General features: G+C 42.5%; 20 protein-coding genes and 1 pseudogene. 10 read left to right on the top strand and 11 right to left on the bottom strand.

Annotation, left to right across the window (positions count from 1 at the left end):
- Positions 1 to 1419 (top strand): annotated as a pseudogene (exaC, locus tag A8F95_RS19405) (acetaldehyde dehydrogenase ExaC); the annotation flags it as partial.
- 38 nt (positions 1420 to 1457) lie between these two features.
- Here the strand turns inward: exaC and A8F95_RS19410 are convergent.
- From A8F95_RS19410 to A8F95_RS19430, 6 genes are all read right to left on the bottom strand, one after another.
- On the bottom strand, positions 1458 to 2882 hold the full coding sequence (locus tag A8F95_RS19410) for a sigma-54-dependent transcriptional regulator (protein WP_065412060.1): 1425 nt from the start codon (positions 2880 to 2882) through the stop codon (positions 1458 to 1460).
- A gap of 4 nt (positions 2883 to 2886) precedes the next feature.
- Positions 2887 to 4521, bottom strand: coding sequence for a sensor histidine kinase (locus A8F95_RS19415; RefSeq protein ID WP_065412061.1), 1635 nt, complete (start codon positions 4519 to 4521; stop codon positions 2887 to 2889).
- Between the two features lie 9 nt (positions 4522 to 4530).
- Positions 4531 to 4764, bottom strand: coding sequence for an iron-containing alcohol dehydrogenase (locus A8F95_RS23475; RefSeq protein ID WP_077247461.1), 234 nt, complete (start codon positions 4762 to 4764; stop codon positions 4531 to 4533).
- A complete protein-coding gene (locus A8F95_RS19420) occupies positions 4662 to 6356 on the bottom strand; it encodes a sensor histidine kinase (protein ID WP_065412062.1) in 1695 nt (564 codons plus the stop codon). The genes A8F95_RS23475 and A8F95_RS19420 overlap by 103 nt, the downstream gene beginning before the upstream one ends.
- 9 nt (positions 6357 to 6365) lie before the next feature.
- Entirely contained in the window at positions 6366 to 7508 is a 1143-nt protein-coding gene (locus tag A8F95_RS19425) for an iron-containing alcohol dehydrogenase (protein ID WP_065412063.1), read from the bottom strand.
- Between the two features lie 116 nt (positions 7509 to 7624).
- Positions 7625 to 8227 (bottom strand): nitroreductase family protein, encoded by a 603-nt coding sequence (locus A8F95_RS19430; protein ID WP_077247462.1) that lies wholly within the window; start codon positions 8225 to 8227, stop codon positions 7625 to 7627.
- Between the two features lie 230 nt (positions 8228 to 8457).
- Here A8F95_RS19430 and A8F95_RS19435 point away from each other — a divergent pair, with 230 nt between their 5' ends.
- Entirely contained in the window at positions 8458 to 8781 is a 324-nt protein-coding gene (locus A8F95_RS19435) for a winged helix-turn-helix transcriptional regulator (RefSeq protein WP_049664520.1), read from the top strand.
- A 75-nt stretch (positions 8782 to 8856) separates the two neighbouring features.
- The gene (locus A8F95_RS22735) at positions 8857 to 8994 is read left to right on the top strand and encodes a hypothetical protein (protein ID WP_176713768.1); all 138 of its coding nucleotides are present in this window, start codon (positions 8857 to 8859) and stop codon (positions 8992 to 8994) included.
- A gap of 140 nt (positions 8995 to 9134) precedes the next feature.
- Here the strand turns inward: A8F95_RS22735 and A8F95_RS19440 are convergent, their stop codons facing one another.
- Complete coding sequence (locus tag A8F95_RS19440) at positions 9135 to 10448, bottom strand: globin-coupled sensor protein (protein WP_065412064.1); 1314 nt, start codon at positions 10446 to 10448, stop codon at positions 9135 to 9137.
- Positions 10449 to 10649: 201 nt separating this feature from the next.
- Between A8F95_RS19440 and A8F95_RS19445 the strand changes: the two genes are divergently transcribed.
- The gene (locus A8F95_RS19445) at positions 10650 to 11051 is read left to right on the top strand and encodes a hypothetical protein (RefSeq protein WP_065412065.1); all 402 of its coding nucleotides are present in this window, start codon (positions 10650 to 10652) and stop codon (positions 11049 to 11051) included.
- A gap of 158 nt (positions 11052 to 11209) precedes the next feature.
- On the opposite strand, the gene A8F95_RS19450 is transcribed toward A8F95_RS19445, so the two are convergent.
- Positions 11210 to 11524 (bottom strand): thioredoxin family protein, encoded by a 315-nt coding sequence (locus A8F95_RS19450; RefSeq protein ID WP_065412066.1) that lies wholly within the window; start codon positions 11522 to 11524, stop codon positions 11210 to 11212.
- 166 nt (positions 11525 to 11690) lie between these two features.
- Between A8F95_RS19450 and A8F95_RS19455 the strand changes: the two genes are divergently transcribed.
- The 5 genes from A8F95_RS19455 to A8F95_RS19475 all read left to right on the top strand — a co-directional run bounded on the left by A8F95_RS19455 (position 11691) and on the right by A8F95_RS19475 (position 17298).
- Positions 11691 to 12158: a hypothetical protein gene (locus tag A8F95_RS19455; protein ID WP_049664510.1), complete on the top strand. Its 468-nt coding sequence runs from the start codon at positions 11691 to 11693 to the stop codon at positions 12156 to 12158.
- A 133-nt stretch (positions 12159 to 12291) separates the two neighbouring features.
- Positions 12292 to 13461: an FtsW/RodA/SpoVE family cell cycle protein gene (locus tag A8F95_RS19460; RefSeq protein ID WP_049664507.1), complete on the top strand. Its 1170-nt coding sequence runs from the start codon at positions 12292 to 12294 to the stop codon at positions 13459 to 13461.
- 284 nt (positions 13462 to 13745) lie between these two features.
- Positions 13746 to 15095: a spore germination protein gene (locus A8F95_RS19465; protein WP_065412067.1), complete on the top strand. Its 1350-nt coding sequence runs from the start codon at positions 13746 to 13748 to the stop codon at positions 15093 to 15095.
- 2 nt (positions 15096 to 15097) lie between these two features.
- A complete protein-coding gene (locus tag A8F95_RS19470) occupies positions 15098 to 16192 on the top strand; it encodes a GerAB/ArcD/ProY family transporter (protein ID WP_065412068.1) in 1095 nt (364 codons plus the stop codon).
- Positions 16189 to 17298, top strand: coding sequence for a Ger(x)C family spore germination protein (locus A8F95_RS19475; protein WP_065412069.1), 1110 nt, complete (start codon positions 16189 to 16191; stop codon positions 17296 to 17298). The genes A8F95_RS19470 and A8F95_RS19475 overlap by 4 nt, the downstream gene beginning before the upstream one ends.
- Positions 17299 to 17337: 39 nt before the next feature.
- Here the strand turns inward: A8F95_RS19475 and A8F95_RS19480 are convergent, their stop codons facing one another.
- Positions 17338 to 17793: a universal stress protein gene (locus tag A8F95_RS19480; RefSeq protein WP_065412070.1), complete on the bottom strand. Its 456-nt coding sequence runs from the start codon at positions 17791 to 17793 to the stop codon at positions 17338 to 17340.
- A gap of 282 nt (positions 17794 to 18075) precedes the next feature.
- Positions 18076 to 19113: a YeiH family protein gene (locus A8F95_RS19485; RefSeq protein ID WP_245671465.1), complete on the bottom strand. Its 1038-nt coding sequence runs from the start codon at positions 19111 to 19113 to the stop codon at positions 18076 to 18078.
- Between the two features lie 130 nt (positions 19114 to 19243).
- On the opposite strand from A8F95_RS19485, the gene A8F95_RS19490 reads away from it, so the two are divergent.
- Positions 19244 to 20149 carry a LysR family transcriptional regulator gene (locus A8F95_RS19490; protein ID WP_065412072.1) on the top strand — a complete coding sequence of 302 codons (906 nt, stop codon included), beginning with the start codon at positions 19244 to 19246 and terminating at the stop codon, positions 20147 to 20149.
- Positions 20150 to 20212: 63 nt separating this feature from the next.
- Here the strand turns inward: A8F95_RS19490 and A8F95_RS19495 are convergent, their stop codons facing one another.
- Positions 20213 to 20755, bottom strand: a complete 543-nt coding sequence (locus A8F95_RS19495) for a recombinase family protein (RefSeq protein ID WP_065412073.1) — start codon at positions 20753 to 20755, stop codon at positions 20213 to 20215.
- Positions 20756 to 20901: the final 146 nt, after the last annotated feature.

Consider the following 20901-nt stretch of genomic DNA (forward strand, 5'->3'; position numbering starts at 1 on the left):
AAAATTTTATTAATGGAGAATGGCAGGCACCGGTCGGTGGACAATATTTCGAAAATATTTCGCCGGTGACAGGAGAAGTCTTTTGCGAGGTGGCCCGTTCACAGGCAGAGGACATTGAACTGGCGTTAGATGCCGCTCACGCGGCTAAAGATGCCTGGGGACGGACATCGGCGGCCGAACGAGCGAATATTTTAAATAAAATTGCCGACCGCATGGAGGAAAACCTCGAAACGCTGGCAGTCGCTGAAACGTGGGACAATGGAAAGGCAGTCAGAGAAACGTTAAATGCCGATCTTCCGCTGGCCATTGACCATTTTCGCTATTTCGCCGGCGCTATCCGGGCGCAGGAAGGGTCACTGAGCCAGATTGATAATGATACGGTCGCTTATCACTTCCATGAGCCGCTTGGCGTTGTCGGCCAGATCATTCCGTGGAACTTCCCGCTTCTAATGGGCGTTTGGAAGCTTGCGCCTGCTCTTGCTGCCGGCAACTGTGTCGTGCTGAAACCAGCCGAACAGACACCTGCTTCCATTCTTGTCTTTATGGAACTCATCCAAGACCTGCTTCCTCCAGGCGTTGTAAACATTGTGAATGGCTTTGGCCTGGAAGCCGGCAAGCCGCTTGCTTCCAATAAACGCATTGCCAAAATAGCCTTTACAGGCGAAACGACAACGGGCCGCCTGATTATGCAATATGCTTCCCAGAACCTCATCCCTGTTACGCTTGAGCTTGGCGGCAAATCACCGAATATTTTCTTTGACGATGTGATGGAAAAAGACGATGCTTTCCTGAATAAAGCGATCGAAGGATTTGTGCTGTTTGCCCTGAATCAAGGAGAAGTCTGTACCTGCCCTTCCCGCGCCCTTATCCACGAAAGCATTTACGACCAGTTTATGGAACGGGCGATTGAACGCGTCAAACAAATTAAGACCGGCAACCCGCTTGATACCGAAACGATGATGGGGGCCCAGGCGTCCAGCGAGCAAATGGAGAAAATCCTGTCTTATATCGACATCGGCAACCAGGAAGGTGCTGAATGCTTAATCGGCGGCGGCAAAAACACGATCGCCGGCTTGGAGAATGGCTATTATGTGAAGCCGACGGTCTTTAAAGGNGGTCGTTTCCGTTACGACCTTCAAGGATGAAGAAGAAGCGCTTGCCATTGCCAATGATACGCTGTATGGGCTCGGTGCCGGCGTCTGGTCCCGTCACGTGAACCGCGCCTACCGCTTTGGCCGCAATATTCAGGCGGGCCGCGTCTGGACAAACTGTTACCACCAGTATCCGGCTCATGCGGCATTCGGCGGCTACAAAATGTCGGGTGTTGGCCGTGAGAATCATTTAATGATGCTGTCCCATTACCAGCAGACGAAAAACCTGCTCGTCAGCTATAGTGAGAACGCCCTCGGATTTTTCTAATAAAGTAAAAGAAGCTGGCAGACATTCTGCCAGCTTCTTTATTTTTCATTTAGATAATAGCGGATTTGCCGTTTAGATAGTCCAAGTCGGGCAGCGGCTCGTTCCCGATTTCCGGCTGTTTCTTTTAAACTATTGTGAATCATGGCGGCCGCTGTTTTTTTCTCCATTTTTTTCATTTCCTTGATCAGCTCATTCAGGAGCATCGGATCGTCCCCTTTGTATACTCGCTCGACTCTATCGGAAAATTGACGCCACTCGTTGAGAAAATTGGCCGGAGACTCTTCTTGTATAGGCACTGAAAACGGTTGGGATTGGCCGCTTATCTTTCCAGGCAGCAGATCAGGAGTAATGATCATCCCTTCATTTGATATGGCAGCAGTGCGGCGGATCACGTTGGCAAGCTCTCTCATATTGCCGGGCCAGTCGTATTGAACCATTAGATCAATGCTTTCCTCGGCAAAAATTATCTTTTCATTTGTTTGTTCAATGAGCGATTGAATGAGAAGGGGAATGTCTTCTCGCCGTTCCCTGAGCGGCGGAATGATAAGCTTCACTACGTCGAGGCGGTACAATAAGTCTTCCCGAAAAGAGCCTTGATGACTGGCTTCTTCGAGGTTAACGTGCGAAGCCGCAATAATGCGGGCTGATGTCCGTCTTGGAATCGTGCCGCCAATTTTCATAAACTCCCCAGTTTCAAGGACACGTAACAGTTTTACTTGAGTAGCAGGGGTAGCTTCTGCAATTTCATCAAGAAATAGCGTGCCGGACGAAGCAGCCTCGAAGTAGCCGATCCGATCGGTTGTGGCGCCGGTGAAGGCTCCTTTCACATGGCCGAATAGCTCACTTTCAAGCAGTGATTCAGAAATCGCTCCACAGTTGATGCCGATAAAGGGTTCTTCCTTCCGGCCGCTTGCTGCATGAAGGTAATGAGCAAGCACTTCTTTTCCCGTGCCCGTCTCTCCTTCTATTAAAATGGTTATATTTTTAGGGGCGATTTTATAGGCGAACTCGTACAATTGATGCATGGCGGCATTCGTGCCCAGAAAGCAGTTGCGCCCCCGGGCAAGAGCAGCATAATCAGCCTCGCCGCTGTTTCCGCGAGAGGTATCAATTAGACGTTCAGCCATCTCTTCAATGGCTGATATGTCTTCAAACGGCTTTTCAACAAAGTCAGCCGCTCCGTTTTTAATGGCTTCTACGGCTGTCTTCACTGTGCCGTACCCAGTCATGATGATGCAAGAGCATTGCGGAGCCTTCTTTTTTAAGTCGTGTAAAATGTCAAGGCCGTTGCGATCAGGAAGACGAACATCAATAAAGGCGAGCTGAAAAGCAGCGTAATCGTCAATCTGGTCAAAGCGGTGGCCGTTCTCAACATGTGTCGTTTTATATCCTTTTAATTCAAATAACCTTGCCAAAAAACGGGCAACTTCTATTTCATCTTCAGCGATTAAAATGTGCTTCATTTACTCACAGCCTTTCATTTAAAAGGGGGATCGTTAGCGTGAACGTTGTTTTATGCGGCTGTATGCTTTCTGCCAAGAGCTGGCCGCCATGTGATTTGGCGATTCCAAAGCTGACTGGCAATCCAAGGCCCGTCCCGCTGTTTGCCGCTTTTGTAGTGAAAAATGGATGAAAGATCTCATTGATAATTTCTGAATCAATTCCTGTGCCGTTATCTGTTATGGCAAGGAAAGCGGATTGATCATCGGCTTTTGTTTCGATAATGATTTTTCTCTTTCTATCTTTTACCTCTTGGAGGGCATCTTTTGCATTAATCAGTAAATTAACCGCGACTTGGCTTAGCTGCTGTAAATTCCCGTTTATGTATGGAAGGGAAGAAGAAAGGTTTATTTCTAATTGAATATTTTGTTTTTCAATTTGCCGGCGCGTTAAGCTGAGTGCTTCGGATACAGCCTGGTTTAACGTACAAGGTTTAAAGGAGAATTCCTCCTGACGGGAAAAAGCAAGCAAGCTGCGAATAATCGTCCGGCAGCGCTTCCCGCAATGGTCAATATCATCCAGCAGCGGTTTTGTTCTTTCGTTGCTATCGTTCATGCGGAGAAGCAGTTGTGTATTTCCAATAATGGCCGTTAATGGATTGTTCAATTCATGGGCCACACCTGCCGCCATCTCCCCAATAGCTGCTAATTGTCCAGAATGAAGGAGCTGCGCTTCCATTTGCCGTTTTTCTGTGACGTCCTTGCTGTATACAATGACAGCATGAAGAGTAGATCCCTCACCGAAAAGTGGGTAGCAGGAGCAATCATAAAACTTATTTTGAAACCGCAGTTCGGCGTAGTGCGGCTTTTTGAACTTAACGGTTTCTTCAAAGGGATTTTTTGACGAGCGAGCTGCTTCCCGGATGAATGGCCGGATATCTTCATAAGAATCTAGCGGCCAGGCAGAGGCAGCAGCATTATTTTTTGATAAAACAGTTCCATTTGGAGAGATAATTAAAATAGCATCGGAGACGGCACGGAATGTCTCTTCCCATTGCTGCTTACTTGCAAAGACCTCCTCATACAGACGGGCGTTTTCAACACAGACAGCGATTTGGCCTGCTAAGTGCAGAAAGAAAGTCCGGTCATCTTCATCATATGAAAAAGGAAAGAGACTTCCAAGCGAGAGCACCCCAATAATGTTCCCTCGGCTTGTTAGGGGAAACAAAAAAACAGATTGGAGGTCGAGCTGTTGAAAAGCTTCTTTTTCAAAGAAGTCAACGGTGTCGTTATGGTGGTATATACGTTCCTCGCCGGTTGTAAATACATCATTATATAAAGAGCGCTCTTTAGGAAAAGGGGTCTCTCTTTTTAAGTAGAATGTTTCTTTAGGAGAAACATAGGACAGCCGAAGTTCCTGGCCATCAAACAGCGCAAGGCTGACCCGTTTGATTGGATAAGTACTTTTAAGTTTTTCCAGTGTGTCTTCCAGCATTTCCTGCACAGACATGTTCATATTAAAGCTTCTCATCACTTCATTCATAATTTCAAGCTGGCTGTTTCTTTTCTTTAGCTCCTCTACGGTTGTTTTTAGCTCAGTATAATAATTCTGCTTCGACGACCGAACCCCTGTTAATAATTCAATCATTTCTTGTTTTTTCATAGCGATCACCTATAAAGCTTTGCGGAGAAGAGCCGCAGCTTCTTCCGCCGTAATATCTCTTGGATTCGTAATCATACATGCATCTGATAAAGCCATTTCGCTTATTTCTGGAATAGCTGAACCTTCAAATCCCATTTCGGCTAATGTGAGCGGGGCACCAATATCAATTGAAAGCCTTCTGACAAAGTCGATTGCTTTTTCTCCAGCTGCAGCAGGGGGAAGTGACTGAACATCTTCTCCCATAAGAAGGGCGATTTCTTTAAATTTANCAAGAGCTGGCCGCCATGTGATTTGGCGATTCCAAAGCTGACTGGCAATCCAAGGCCCGTCCCGCTGTTTGCCGCTTTTGTAGTGAAAAATGGATGAAAGATCTCATTGATAATTTCTGAATCAATTCCTGTGCCGTTATCTGTTATGGCAAGGAAAGCGGATTGATCATCGGCTTTTGTTTCGATAATGATTTTTCTCTTTCTATCTTTTACCTCTTGGAGGGCATCTTTTGCATTAATCAGTAAATTAACCGCGACTTGGCTTAGCTGCTGTAAATTCCCGTTTATGTATGGAAGGGAAGAAGAAAGGTTTATTTCTAATTGAATATTTTGTTTTTCAATTTGCCGGCGCGTTAAGCTGAGTGCTTCGGATACAGCCTGGTTTAACGTACAAGGTTTAAAGGAGAATTCCTCCTGACGGGAAAAAGCAAGCAAGCTGCGAATAATCGTCCGGCAGCGCTTCCCGCAATGGTCAATATCATCCAGCAGCGGTTTTGTTCTTTCGTTGCTATCGTTCATGCGGAGAAGCAGTTGTGTATTTCCAATAATGGCCGTTAATGGATTGTTCAATTCATGGGCCACACCTGCCGCCATCTCCCCAATAGCTGCTAATTGTCCAGAATGAAGGAGCTGCGCTTCCATTTGCCGTTTTTCTGTGACGTCCTTGCTGTATACAATGACAGCATGAAGAGTAGATCCCTCACCGAAAAGTGGGTAGCAGGAGCAATCATAAAACTTATTTTGAAACCGCAGTTCGGCGTAGTGCGGCTTTTTGAACTTAACGGTTTCTTCAAAGGGATTTTTTGACGAGCGAGCTGCTTCCCGGATGAATGGCCGGATATCTTCATAAGAATCTAGCGGCCAGGCAGAGGCAGCAGCATTATTTTTTGATAAAACAGTTCCATTTGGAGAGATAATTAAAATAGCATCGGAGACGGCACGGAATGTCTCTTCCCATTGCTGCTTACTTGCAAAGACCTCCTCATACAGACGGGCGTTTTCAACACAGACAGCGATTTGGCCTGCTAAGTGCAGAAAGAAAGTCCGGTCATCTTCATCATATGAAAAAGGAAAGAGACTTCCAAGCGAGAGCACCCCAATAATGTTCCCTCGGCTTGTTAGGGGAAACAAAAAAACAGATTGGAGGTCGAGCTGTTGAAAAGCTTCTTTTTCAAAGAAGTCAACGGTGTCGTTATGGTGGTATATACGTTCCTCGCCGGTTGTAAATACATCATTATATAAAGAGCGCTCTTTAGGAAAAGGGGTCTCTCTTTTTAAGTAGAATGTTTCTTTAGGAGAAACATAGGACAGCCGAAGTTCCTGGCCATCAAACAGCGCAAGGCTGACCCGTTTGATTGGATAAGTACTTTTAAGTTTTTCCAGTGTGTCTTCCAGCATTTCCTGCACAGACATGTTCATATTAAAGCTTCTCATCACTTCATTCATAATTTCAAGCTGGCTGTTTCTTTTCTTTAGCTCCTCTACGGTTGTTTTTAGCTCAGTATAATAATTCTGCTTCGACGACCGAACCCCTGTTAATAATTCAATCATTTCTTGTTTTTTCATAGCGATCACCTATAAAGCTTTGCGGAGAAGAGCCGCAGCTTCTTCCGCCGTAATATCTCTTGGATTCGTAATCATACATGCATCTGATAAAGCCATTTCGCTTATTTCTGGAATAGCTGAACCTTCAAATCCCATTTCGGCTAATGTGAGCGGGGCACCAATATCAATTGAAAGCCTTCTGACAAAGTCGATTGCTTTTTCTCCAGCTGCAGCAGGGGGAAGTGACTGAACATCTTCTCCCATAAGAAGGGCGATTTCTTTAAATTTATCGGGTGAGGCCAGCAAATTAAATTCCATGACATGGGGAAGCAGTACAGCATTAATATCACCGTGTAAGAAAGGATAACGGCCGCCAATTGCATGGGCCATGGCATGGACAGCGCCAAGAATAGCATTGGAGAAAGCTAATCCCGCATGCAAGCTTGCCATAGCCATTTGCTCTTTCGCTTCCTTATTGTGCTTAGAAGCAACAGAGGGACGTAAGTAACGGGACGACAAAGCAAGTGCATTTTTTGCGTGAACGTCTGTAAGCGGAGTAGAAGCGATGCTGACAAAGGACTCGATGGCATGAGTGAGCACATCAAGACCGGTAGAAGCGGTCAGGTGCTGGCTCTTTGTAGCAAGTACGTCTGGATCGACAATCGCGATGTCAGGAACGAGTGACTTCGAAACAATGGTCATTTTTTTTCGCTGTGCTGTATCAACGATAACAGAAAATTGTGATACTTCAGATCCTGAACCTGCCGTAGTAGAGACCATGACAAGTGGTGGAAGTGGAGAAAAAATGCGGTCTACTCCTTCGTAATCGCGGATATGGCCGCCGTTCGTTGCCAGGATCGCCGCTGCTTTCGCGGTATCAATGGCACTTCCTCCTCCTACTCCAATTAAGGCATCGCACTCATTTTCAAGATAAATGCGGGCGCAGGCCTCCGCTTCTTCATCCTTTGGATTGACGCTCACATTAGAAAAAACAAAGGAAGAAAGACCGGCTTGCCGGCAGCTTTTTTCGACTAGCTCTGACCAGCCAGCTTGAATAACGCCTTCGTCTGTCACGATCAGAGCGCGCTTTGCCCCGAGACGGGCACAGCTTTCACCAGCTTGTTGGATGGAGCCGCTGCCAAAAATGACTTCGGGCATCACGAATTTATACATAAGGCCACCACCTTTTAGTAAATAGGATGTTTTTATTGTAACATCATAGGGGAAAATCTTTACATAATAAAAAAGCTTATTCAGCGAAAGACTGAATAAGCTTTTGATCATTGAGATTATTTATATACTTTTACACGTTCGCTAAGCGGCTGGAATTCTTTGTCGCCCGCAGGTGCAACTGGCTTGCCAAACGGCATTTGGGCATGCAGCTTCCAAGAAGCAGGAACGTTCCACTCATTGCGTACTTTTTCATCAATTAGTGGTTGGTAATGCTGAAGCGTAGCTCCAAGTCCCTCTTGTTCAAGAGCAGTCCAGACGATGTATTGAAGCATTCCGGATGATTGCAAGGAATACTCTGGGAACTTGTCGCTGTAAGTCGGGAATTGTTCTTGAAGTCCTCTTACAACTTCCTCATCTTCAAAAAAGAGAACAGTACCAGAACCTGCTTTGAATGATCCCATTTTTTCTTCAGTTGGACCAAAGTCTTTGGCAGGAACAATCTCACGCAATGTTTCTTTTGTTAAATCCCAAAGCTTTTCGTGCTGCTCACCAAATAAAACAATGACACGTCCAGATTGAGAATTAAAAGCGGTTGGTGCATATTTCACTGCAAATTCTACCACTTCTTGGATGCGATCATTTGACACAGGTTGCTCATTGCTAATAGCATAGATAGAGCGTCTTTCTTGTACTGCAGTGTAAAAATCTTTTGCCATCATGATTTCCCTCTTTCTAAAAAAGATTTTACTGTCCCTAAGGGCAGTATGCGTGTTAGTTGAAGAAGCTATCCTCATTTCACAAAATTCTAACTATGTGAAATGATCTTTTGTTACATTTCGTAACTAAATATAAAATAAAAATAAAATTGAGTCAAGTAACTTTGTTTATAAAAGTAATGAGATTTCCTTTTAAAGAAAAATAGGTATAATAATATAAAGAGGTGAAGGCGATGAATGATTTTCAGCTTTGTCCTAAATTTGAGAAAGGGATGAAGATGCTGGGGAAGCGGTGGACCGGATTGATTATTAATCAGCTTTTATTAGGGCCACAACGGTTTTCACATATTAAAGCGGAATTGCCGATCAGCGGAAAACTGTTGACGGAACGCTTGAAAGAAATGGAAGAAGAAGAGCTTGTCACAAGAAAAGTGTACGCAGAAGTGCCTGTACGAGTAGAATATGAATTAACGGAAAAAGGGAAGGCATTGAAGCCGGTCATGAAAGAGATTTCTAAATGGGCGGAAGAATGGGTAGAGCTGACAGAAGAAAATTAAGTGAGCCCTGGTTTAAAAATAGACAAACGTGGAAAAGAAGTATTGTTCTATTTTTAACGTAAAAGGAGTTCACACATGACACAGGACCAGCAGCAATTTTTTTTGGCTATGAGAGACGCCTATGAAGAAGCACAAAAACAAGACACAAACTTAACGGACATACTTAAATTAATTGAAGAAAAAGTCGGCTTTATTGTAGCACCCAATCAATAAAAAAAAGCCCGTCCAATGCTTGCGATTCTTTTGAAAAAAGAGTCGGGCTGTTGGCCGGGCTTTTTGATATGAAAAACTCTACTTCATATCAACTAGCGCTCCAGCAGTAAACCTGAAGCGCTAGTTGAAGGAGGACCTTCTTAATGGTCGTAATGCAAGTCGTCAGTAGAATCACTCAAAGAGACGGCTGAATTAGCCACTTCCTGGGAAGCGTGTTCAATTTCATCGACAATCCGGTTGAGCTCGGCCATCTCGCCTTCAATCAAATGATTTTGTTTTTTCGTATTAGCGATCAGCTCTAATAGCATATTGAAATCTTCGTCTGTTTTGCCCATGCTATCCATTCCTTGTATAACCAAATCATTCACTTTGTCGACAGAATGGCTCATTTGGCCGATTAAGTGATTTGTCTTCATGATATGGTCAGAAACATTCGATGTGGATGTTTTTGTTTGGTCAGACAGCTTGCGGATTTCTTCTGCTACAACGGCAAAGCCCTTGCCATATTCACCAGCACGCGCCGCCTCAATAGAAGCATTTAATGCCAGCAAGTTTGTCTGGCCGGCAATATTGCCGACAATCGTAATCACTTCTGTGATATTGGAAGCGATCTGATTTAATTCAGCAGAAAATGTTTGAATGTCGGTTACTGCTGTTTGAATTTCTGATAGCTTCTCTCCTTGATCCTTTAACATTTTTTGTCCGCGAACAGAGCGATTGGCAGAATCATCAGCAAGTGCCATGCCGTCTTTTGAAAGCTGAAGGATGGAATCTGACTTTGCGCTAAGCTCTTTTAAGGAAGCGCTTGTCTCTTCAGAAATGGCCGCCAGCTCTTGAGAAACAGAATGCACACTAGCAATCATCTCTTCTCTTTTTTGCTGTGCGACTGTGCGGAGACGTTCTTCTTCTTTCTCGTAGGCTTCAAGAACGAGCTGCTGCTCGAGATTCAGCAGCTTGGACACAGAGGTAATGGATTGAATTTTTTCAGCCGTTGTCTTGTCTTGCTCAGAAATAAGGGCAATAAGAGAGTTAAAAAGCTCCTGAAAAGCAGACATATACCATTTTGTTTTTAGACCGATACGTACGTGTACATAAGCAATACGGAGTCGCTTTTGAATAAACTCCTCATCAATTTCACCATTAAATAATTCTTGAATATGCTGTCTTAGGGTTTTCTTCAACCGGTTTACACTGCTATGATCCTCGATAATCTTTAGTAGATTCGGTTGTTTGCCGACAGCATCATAGAAGGTTGTGACGATGTCATCGAGATGCTCTTCGACAAGCGGTTGAAGTGTTTTTACGATAGCTAAATCTTTCTCAGTCAATCCGATCATATCTAGTTGGTTCATGAGGCTGCCGCCTGGCCGGATCGATAGCCGTCCGACTGCTGAGACAGTTGAAGCTGTTTCGGTCTCAACTGTGTTCTTTTGTCTTGTTCTAAAAAGTTTCATATCTCCACTCCTATATCCCTATCCCCAAAGCTGATAGAGTCCCATGGCTCTTTTTAAAAGCGTTATTTCTTTTGGTATCGGAAGTTTGTCAAAATTATTTATAGAAAATGTAAAAATGTTATGTCTTTTTTGTGCGTCTTCACAGAACATTCGTCTTTCTATCTGACTACATGCATACGGTATAAAAAGGAGGAATAAAGAATGAAGATAAGAGAGTTCATAGTCAATCCTTATATTTTAGCTGTGCTAGGTGTTTGGTTCTTTACTTCTTTTGTTATTATTTTTTATATTGATTGGACATTCGCCGGTGTCTCGCTGTTAGGGACTGTTTGTTTTTTCTTCTATATTTCAGCTGTTTATCGGTTCATTCTTTACAAAGGTGTTCCGTGGATTGAAAGAAAAGAAGATGACTTGTTCATGTCACTTTGGTACGCCTGGCCTGTGTACGTGCTCTCATCGCTTACTATTTTTTTGCTTGCTGACGAGTTATGGGCGTTTGCTTATGCTGCTGGAGGAGCAGCTGGAATACTACTTGGTGAATTTCGGCATGCTGGTTTGGCAGAAAAAGGGGAAAGGAAACAGATCGAGGCGCAGGCTCAGTGAAGGCGATTGACTAGGAATATATCCTGGATAAATAAGAAGATATCAAGAATCAGCCGATTAATATCATGAATTGTCGGCTTTTTATCAAGAAAGTTTGTATACTTATCCTAAATCAGCATAAAAAATCGCCCTGGTATACATGCCAGGGCGATAGCTAGTTAGACAGACTGTAAAAATTCGATAACTTGTTCTGGTGATTTTGCGTTGGCACTGTGAAGGTGTGCTTGTTTTTCGCTGTTTTTGAAAATCAAAAGGCTTGGAATGCCCATGACGTCATATTTTTCAGCGAGTTCCGGAAATTCGTCCCGGTCGATTTCATACCAGTCATATTGGTTGTACTCAGCAATGATATCACCGATGAACATGTCCATACGGCGGCAGTCCGGGCACCAGCCAGCTGTAAATTTCATAATAACTGGTTTCTCTTGTGAAATGAGTTGTTGAAATTGATCTGTGCTTTGTATTCTTTCCATTTTTCATTCTCCTTCATTTGTTGTTCTGTCTTCCATTGTATGAGTTGAAGCGGCTGGAGACAAATAAAACATTTCAATTTCTTTAAGGTTTTGTTAAATGGGAGTGAACGAAGCTTGCTTTTCCTATAATAAGAAGGAGTGTTTATCGTTGAGAGGAGAAGTATGAATGCATTTATCTTACGGAATTACGGGGTTTTATGAAAGTGGCGAAAATCCACCGCCGCGAAATAATGGCAAGCTCTTCAAAAAAATGTGTTTTGAAGCGGCCAGAACCATACAAGCAGAAGTGATTGCCTTTCATAAGCCAAAAGTAAACACGAACTTTTTTGAAGCTGTTCTTGATAATGGGAAAAAGCGGATTCATATATTAATGAACGCTCATTATCCAATTATTGCTTTTGCCGCCTCCGTAGAGTTCGAACATATTATATTTTATGATGAGCCTGCTTTAGAGGGAATATTTAAAGGTTTCTATATTTGTGAAGCAAAGGAACTAAGTCAATTATTAAAGTTAAAAGCCAATCCTGCACTCGCCGTTATGCAGGAAAATGATTTAAATCAGGCAGAAATGGGGCAAATCGCTCATTGGAGACCATGCACGGTTGGGGAGCTGGTATTTAATCACTGGAGTTAGGGATAGGAGAAACATCGCTTCATTTTATTTCCAGGCGATTTTCTCTTTGCTGGGCAATCTTAAACTGTTGTGAAATCATACTTTAACGTTATAATGTAAGATGTGTAATTTTATAAGAAAGAGGCATCCTTTCATGACTTCTCCAAAACAAAACTCCAGCCGTATTGATTACGGATTGATTCTTATATTGTTAATGTTGTTTATAACGAGCTGTGTCGCGATTTACAGCGCCCAGACGACCGGGCAGTATAATAGTAACTTCGTGATGAAGCAAATTCTTTATTATATGGTCGGTATCGGCATTATCTTAGTTGTCGTTCGATTTGATTCAGATCAATTAATGGGCATGTCTTGGTACTTATATGGGCTCGGTATATTTCTTCTCGCTTTCTTGATTGTCGCACCGTCTAGTATTGCGCCCGTTATTAACGGAGCGAAGAGCTGGTATCAGCTTCCGGGCTTGTCCTTGCAGCCTTCAGAGTTTATTAAGGTTTTTTTAATTTTGACACTTTCTCGTGTACTTATCGTTCACCATCAAAAAAACCCTGTTAAAACGATTCAATCAGATTTTTGGCTTCTTATTAAATTAGGGCTTGTTACCGCCTTTCCGCTGTTGCTCGTTATGCAGCAGCCAGACCTTGGAACATCCCTTGTGTTTTTATCCATTTTGCTCGGCATGATCTTTGTTTCAGGAATTACGTGGAAAATCCTCTTGCCGTTATTCGGTTCTGCCGGAGCCATTACGGCGGGTATTTTCTATATGGTGCTCTGGCATCCTCTCATTTTAGAAAAGTATCTTGGGGTTAAGCAGTATCAGTTTGGCCGTATTTATTCCTGGCTTGATCCGTATACGTACGAGAGTTCAACTGGGTTCCATTTAACCAGATCCTTGCTGGCCATTGGTTCTGGACAAACGATGGGAAAAGGGTTCGGCTATCGGGAAGTCTATCTCCCAGAAAGCCATACAGACTTTATCTTTAGCATTATCGGTGAAGAATATGGCTTTATCGGTGCAAGTATAGTCGTGAGTCTCTTTTTCCTATTAATCTATCATATTACGAAGCTCGCTTTAAGCACGAAAATTCCTTATTATACGTACATGTGTGCGGGTGTCATTGCGATGATTACGTTTCACGCTTTTCAGAACATTGGCATGACGATCGGACTCTTGCCGATTACAGGGATCCCGCTTCCGTTTATTAGCTACGGAGGAAGCTCGCTCATGGGTAATATGTTCGCTATTAGCTTGATTTTTTCGATGACTTTCAACGAGCGGCACTACATGTTTTCAAATGATAGATAGCAGGAAGTAAGTATTTCCAAAAAGACTGATCTAGGAAGGGAAATCCCTTTGTCCGGATCAGTCTTTTTTGTTATGTCACGATGTATAAACAAGAGCTAGGAAACCGAGAATAAGATACACAGACTGTTGGCAAACGCTCTCTTTTAATTAGCATGGGATATTGAAAATAGACTTTGTCTACACTCTCAGATACATACATAACGCTTATAGTGAAAGGTGTAAAGTTAGCGTGTTCGGCGATAGCTTGATAAATATTTCATTATGAATAGAGATTAGGTGAAAGAATGCAGCGTTCGACTAAAGCAACCGAGACAATTCGTTGGATAACAAAGCAGCTAAAACCAAACACAGATTTTGTAGAAAAAAACATGAAAATTGAAAGAAAAGAGGCTACGCTTCTATTTATTAAGACAGTGGTCGATGGCGATCAGCTTCAAAAGCTAGTCATTAAACCCTTTTTTGAAATGGACTCAGAAACCCATTATGAAGCCTACTTGCAATCACTTCCTAGTCAGCAGGAAATTACAACAAAAGAGAAGTTGATTATAGAGTTAACAAAAGGAAGCGTGATTATCGTTATCCGCGGACAGCTGATTATGCTGGATGTCAAAAAGGTTAATACAAATAATGTGCTGGAAGCCGCAATTGAAACAACGACACAGGGACCTCAATATGCATTCAGTGAGGACATCCAAACGAATATTAACCTTGTCAGGCAGCGGTACCACGAGCCCACTCTTACAGTGGAGATATTTGAGGTGGGGGCTAAGTCTCATCAGGCACTGGCTTTAATGTACGACAGGGAGACAGTCAGTCAAGAAGTGCTGAACAAGGTTAGAAAAAACCTAAAGGAATTAAAGGAGCCCATTATTCAGTCAACGGTAGAGCTAAAGAGAGTGATGAGCAAGAAAAAGTATACTTTATTTCCAAAAATGATGGTTACGGAACGGACAGACCGGGTCGTGTATAACTTATCCGGCGGAAAAGTCGTTATTTTACTTGATGGCGACCCATTCGCCATTATTGCCCCATGTGTCTTTTTTGATTTTTTATCAGCCATGGATGATAACTACTATCCATACTTTGTCGTAAAATTTCTCAAAGGGATACGTTATTTAGGAATGTTCTTTTCTCTCGTGCTTCCCGGTTTATATGTAGCGATTAGTTCATACAATCCAGAGATTTTTCGGGTGCAGCTCGCCTTATCTGTAGCCGGCAGCCGAGTCGGAATTCCCTATCCCTCCTTTATTGAAGTGCTGTTTATGCTCCTTATTATGGAATTGCTCATTGAAGCGAGTGTCCGGCTGCCAAAAGTAATTAGCGGAACAGCAACGACAGTTGGCGGTTTAATTTTAGGGACGGCTGCTACAGAAGCTGCTTTAGTCTCCAATATTATGATTATTATCGTGTCGGCAGTAGCCATTTCAAATTTTGCCATCCCGATTAATGAAATGAATACGGCAGTCAGGGTCATGAAATTTGTGTTATTATTCATTGCAACTATTTCGGGGATAGCCGGGTTAACGTTGGGGCTTATCGGTTTAGTGATGTATTTAACTCATCTCAATAGTTTTGGAGAGCCTTATTTAAAAGTATTTATACAAAAAAAAGCGAATGAAAATGAAGGGATATAGAGATGAACCGTTATTTTTATTACTTGCTCGCCGTTAATATGGTTGCTCATATCATTACTTCCGTTCCGATGGTGCTGTTCGAAGCTAGAAAGGGAGGGGCCATCGTATCCATGATTCTGTCCCTTATCTTGGGAACAATAATGATATACTGGATCACCAAAATATTTACCTGCTTTCCCGGCAAAGGATATCCCGAGCTATTAAAAGAATATACGAGCAAATGGATTTCTTTTCCGTTGCTTCTCTCTACAGCACTCGTCTGGTTTACAGCCGGCTTAATTACCGTTATCACGTATTCAGCTTTGTTAAGACGATTTTTAACTCCGGAGATGCCGCTCATGGGCATTATCTCCATGATAGTGCTTTTTGTTTCATTTGGAATATTGATGAATTCGAGAAGTGTTTTGTATACGGTAGAAATTGTAGCTCTGTTAAGTATCCCCTTCACGATTTTTATTTTCATCAAAATGTACTTGGATAAAGGCATGAATTGGGATTTTGTAAGAGAAGCGATGATGTACATCGGAAATATGCCTGATTATCCGTCCTTCTCTGCCTCCCTATATGTCATCTTGGGGCCGGCGAATTTAATTATTTTTAACCGTGTATTTACGGATAAACAAAAAATGACATGGAAACAGTTACTGATTATAGGTATAACGGGGGCGTTCGCTTTGTTTACTTCTTATTTCATTCCAATTGGCTTCCAAGGTTTTCAGCATATTAATCATCTTGTTCATCCTTGGTTTCTTACAGCGGACTCTATTCGAATGAAATTTGGGTTTATTGAGCGTGTGCTTTTCATATTTGCCCTTGTCAATTTGGCTGTTTCATTTTTAAGTATTCTCGTTCACTGGCACGTGACCACAGAATTGCTTAAAAATATAATATGGTTTAAGAAGTTTCAATGGAAAGGTTATAACCTGACTCCATTGGTCTTTGTGGTGCTGTTCTGGATTGGAAGTCTTGTGATTATACCTTATTTAACAGAACCCCAGCTCCATACGTATACAGAATATGCACTCAATTTCCTGTCCCCTTACGTCCTCGTTATTCTATTTAGTCTTTTATGGATAAAAAAGAGGGCGAGGGCATGAATAGAAAAATACTTTTTCTTGTCGTTGTCGTCCTAACCTCTATGACCCTCATATCGGGTTGCGGATTTAAAGATATTGATAAGAGGGGGTTCGTCGTGGCAGTTGGTGTAGATGGAACAAAGAACAAAAAGAAGCCTTACCGCCTGACGTTAAAATTAGCTGTGCCCACAGGAACATTTAAACAATCTCCGAAACCAACCTATGCTTATTTGTCTATCGAATCGGCTACATTGGCAGAAGGGATCCGTATATTAAAAACTCATACTGATAAGGAATTGGACTTTGCCCATGCGAAAGTGATCGTATTAGGGGAGAGCATTCTAGAGCGCGATATGAAAGAAACCTTTGATATTTTCCTAAGAAGAAGAGACTTCCAGGGAATTGCATGGATAGCAGTAGGAGAGCCATCAGCGGAAGGGATTTTAAAAACAAATCCAACTACCGATTTGCCGGGTTCTAATGCTTTATTTAATATCTTTTCAAATGAGGGAACAGAAAGCGCGTATATTGTAACGACCTACCTTTATGACTTTTCCCGCCGGCTGTTCGAAGCAGGTCTGGACCCGATTTTACCAATTATTCGAACAACCGAAAAAACGAACGAGTATCGGACGAATCAGGCCATTGTTTTCAAAGATGATAAGAAACAATTAAAGTTAAACACTGAAGACACGAAGTTTTATAATATCCTATCAGAAAACGAGACAAAAGCAGACATTGAGGTAAGTAAGAAGGAACTTCTCTTCGCTATCGCAGCGAACAATATAAAAGTGAATTATAAAATCCTCACCCCTGCTAATAAACAACCAGTTTTAAAAATGAATATCGACATTCAGGGAATTGTGGAGGAGTCAACAGAGCGTGTCACACCGGAGAAGTTGAAGGATTATAGTAGGGATGCGAGTGAAGTCGCTCAAAAGCGGTTCACCCATTTTCTGAAATTGCTTCAAGAAAACGAAGTAGACCCCTTAGGATTTGGTCTCCGTTACAAGGCGACAAGGCTACATAACCGAGATACAGAGGCGGAATGGCAACGTATTTACCCGCAGTTGAAATTCGATGTAAATGCGAAGGTTAAGGTGAAAAGTCCGGGGGTTATTGAATAAAAATCAAGCCGGTACAACCGGCTTGATCTCTTTTATATACTATTTATTTTCCTCGTTGTTTCGAACGATGAGCACATCACATTTAGCTGTACGGGTAATATGCTCAGAGACACTGCCGAGGAATAGACGCTCCATGCCGTGGATTCCAGTTGCTCCGCAAACAATTAAATCTGCTTGTACCTGATTGGCAATGCGATTTGGAATGAGCGATTTTGGTGAGCCTGTTTCCATGACAGTATGGACGCTTAGAGCTCCAGCTTCTTTTGCTGCTTGCTCGTATTCTGCGAGCAATTTTTTGCCCTGCTGCTCATTGTAGTCAGGAATGGAAGCATGCGCTAGTGCTTCGACTGAAGCGAAGTAACCATTATCTACAATATGTACAATGTGAAGAGCCGCTTCGTTACGTTTCGCAATGTCTATTGCTTTTTCGAACCCTTTTTTAGCTTCCTCTGATCCATCTACGGCAATTAAAATATTTTCGTATTTTGTCGTCATCACTTATTTCCCCCTTTTTCTTTTATTGTACCTAATTGTTCTAGGAGAAACAGCAGAAAAGAGACAAGATTTACGAACAATTTCCAAACAAATAGAAAATATAGAAAAATCCAGAGGACCCTGATAAATAGAGAGCAAATGCCCCGAATTCGTCCGGGGCATTTTTGGTTTGGCTAATAAAACTATGAAGTTGGCTAATAAACTGTCTAATTTAGCTGATAAAAAAGCATAGTAGGCTAATAAGCACGGCTAGTCCGCGAATATAAGAGCCTAAACGGCCAGTTAAACGATAAAATAAGCAAGAATAGATAAACAGATAGAAGTGATGCCCATAGCGATCAATGGTTTTAACGCTTTTGTTCGTAAATCACGCAGGCTCACATTCAAACCGAGTCCGACCATAGCTGCTGTTAGGAACCATGTTGTCATAGTTGCGATCCCATCCATCGTTCCAGTTGAAACTGGAATGGAGTGGCCAAGGACATAGCTTCCAAAGAGGCTCATGACAAGAAAACCGATTAAAAACCATGGGAATTCGACTTTTGCTTCGGATTGATTTTCTGCCGATTTCCGCTTCATTAAATACATAAAGATAAAACAAAGCGGAACGAGTAGAAAGACACGCCCTAGCTTGGCAAGTAAAGCGACCGCTAATCCGTCCTGGCCAGCCGGTGCCCCCGCTAAGGCAACATGAGCAATTTCATGCAGGCTGATGCCTGACCAAATACCATAATCAATTGCTGATAAAGGCAGGATCGGTCGTAAAAGGGTATACGCAATAGCGAATACCGTGCCGACTAGAGCAATAATGCCGACACTAATTGCTGTATCCTCATCGTCTGATTTGAGAATGGGAGCTACCGCCGCAATAGCCGCTGCTCCGCAAACGCCTGTGCCGACACCGAGAAGCAGCGAAATCATTTTATCTGCTTTGAGCAATTTAGCGATCCCAATTGTTAAAAAGATCGCAAACACGATGACTCCCGCATCTCGTACGAGTAATCCCAGTCCCTCATGCAGCACCATATCAATATTTAATTTTAATCCATATAAAATAATCGCCAATCTCAGCAATCTTTTAGAAGAGAAAGCAATACCTGAGCGAATGGCTTCTGGGTATCCGAACACTTGTCGATAGGCAACGGCGATGATAATCGCGCAGGCCAGCTGGCCGACATGATCAAAGCCAGGCACTTGAGCTAGTAAATATCCGAACAGAGCAATTAGAAAGGTAAACGCAATTCCACTAATCCACGGTATAAAAGAAGACGTCTCCTTCTTTTGCTGTACAAGCTTTTTCTTGACCTGAACGTTTTGCATAGCCATCTTAACACCTCCGTAAAATAGATTGTAATTCTATCTTAAAGGATGTTTTAATATAAGAAAAATAAATCATTGTGATTGTGATGATAAGTAAAATGCATGATACATGCAAAAAGGAGAGAGAAGGATGGATCAACTTTTGCTCGTTTTTATGACAGTAGCTGAAAAAAAGAATTTCTCCCGGGCAGCAGAGGAGCTGCATATGACACAGCCAGCGGTTAGCCAGTGCATTCAGACGCTTGAGCGTACCGTTGGATCCCGGCTGTTAGACCGTACGAATAAATATGTCCGTCTCAATAAAGCAGGTGAGATTGTCTACCACCATGCGAAAGAAATCACAGGGTTATACACTAAAATGCAATGTTTGGTGGATGATTTAACGAATAAAGCGAGTGGGGAACTATCGATAGGGGCCAGTTATTCATTTGGAGAGTATGTACTCCCACATATCATCGCTTATGCAAAAAAGCATTATCCGCTCATTAAGCCGGTCATTAAGATTGGGAATACGAAGGAAATTGAACGGTCAGTCGCCAACCGTCAATTAGATGTTGGTATTATAGAAGGGGAATTTCAGCACGAACGGCTTGTGTTTGAATCGTTTGCTGAAGATAAAATGTACGTGGTAGCCGCCGCCCATCACCATCTCGCTGGCAGAAAGTCCATTAAGCTTGCTGAGTTGAAAGAGGAGATGTGGATTGTTCGCGAGGAAGGATCAGGCACAAGGGAGGCAACAGAGAAAATGTTCCAGCTGTTGGAACAACCGCCAGACCAATTAATGGAGTTTGGCAGCACACAAATTATTAAAGAATCAGTTGAAGCTGGCTTGGGCATTTCCCTGCTGTCACAATGGGCTATCAGAAAAGAAGCAGCGACTGGATCGCTTGCCATTTTAAAAGTAAAGGAAGCCCCGATAACAAGAAAGTTCTCTTTAGTCACGACAACTGATCCTTTTCAGCCGAAAGTCGTTGAAATCTTAGGACAGTTACTACGAAATGATTTTGCAGACACTGTCCCAAAGGTGGAAATATAGTCATTAGAATATAAAAAAGGACAGCTATCTTAGTTGGCTGTCCTATTAAGGCTGTGAAAGCGACTAGCTTTCTAAATATCGATATAGCGTAGATTTGCTAATCCCCGTTTCTTCTTTTATCTCCTTTAAGCTATATTGCTTGCTTTGATACATCCGGATCGCTTTTTTCACATTTTCATCAGGCTTTCGCGGTCTTCCAGGGGCTATTCCTTTCTGTTTTGCCTCGTGAACGCCGCTTCTTGTTTTTTCACTGATGACATCGCTTTGAAAATCAACAAGGTGCTTAACGATATCGGTAAAGCGATAGCCGCCTGCATCGCTCGTGTCAATTCCTTCTTTTAGAGAGTGGATAAAAGCTCCCTTTGCTTCAATCGCTTCTAAAAGTTCGACTAAGTGGCGGGTAGAATCAGCTAAAATAAAAAGCTTTGTTACGATGATTTTATCGCCATGGCAAAGCTGGGCGATCATATTGTCAAGCTCTGTTCTTCTTTTTGCAGAAGAGTGCTCTTCTTGTAAAACTTTTTGACAAGGCCACTCTGCCAAATATTTTACTTGGCTGTCGCAGTTTGGATCTTCATAATACGGCCTCGTATATCCTATTAACATATAAATTCTCCTCACCTGTTAAAAATGATTTTCTCCCTACCATAAGAAAGTATATAAAAAATGTCCCAAAATGGTTCCTTTTTGGGACGATAAGTGATAAACTGATTTTTGTTTTTATCGGCCCGGCTTTTATGAGAGTTAAAAGC

Source organism: Pseudobacillus wudalianchiensis, from assembly GCF_001685015.1.
In the GTDB taxonomy this organism is placed as follows: Bacteria; Bacillota; Bacilli; order Bacillales; family Domibacillaceae; genus Pseudobacillus; species Pseudobacillus wudalianchiensis.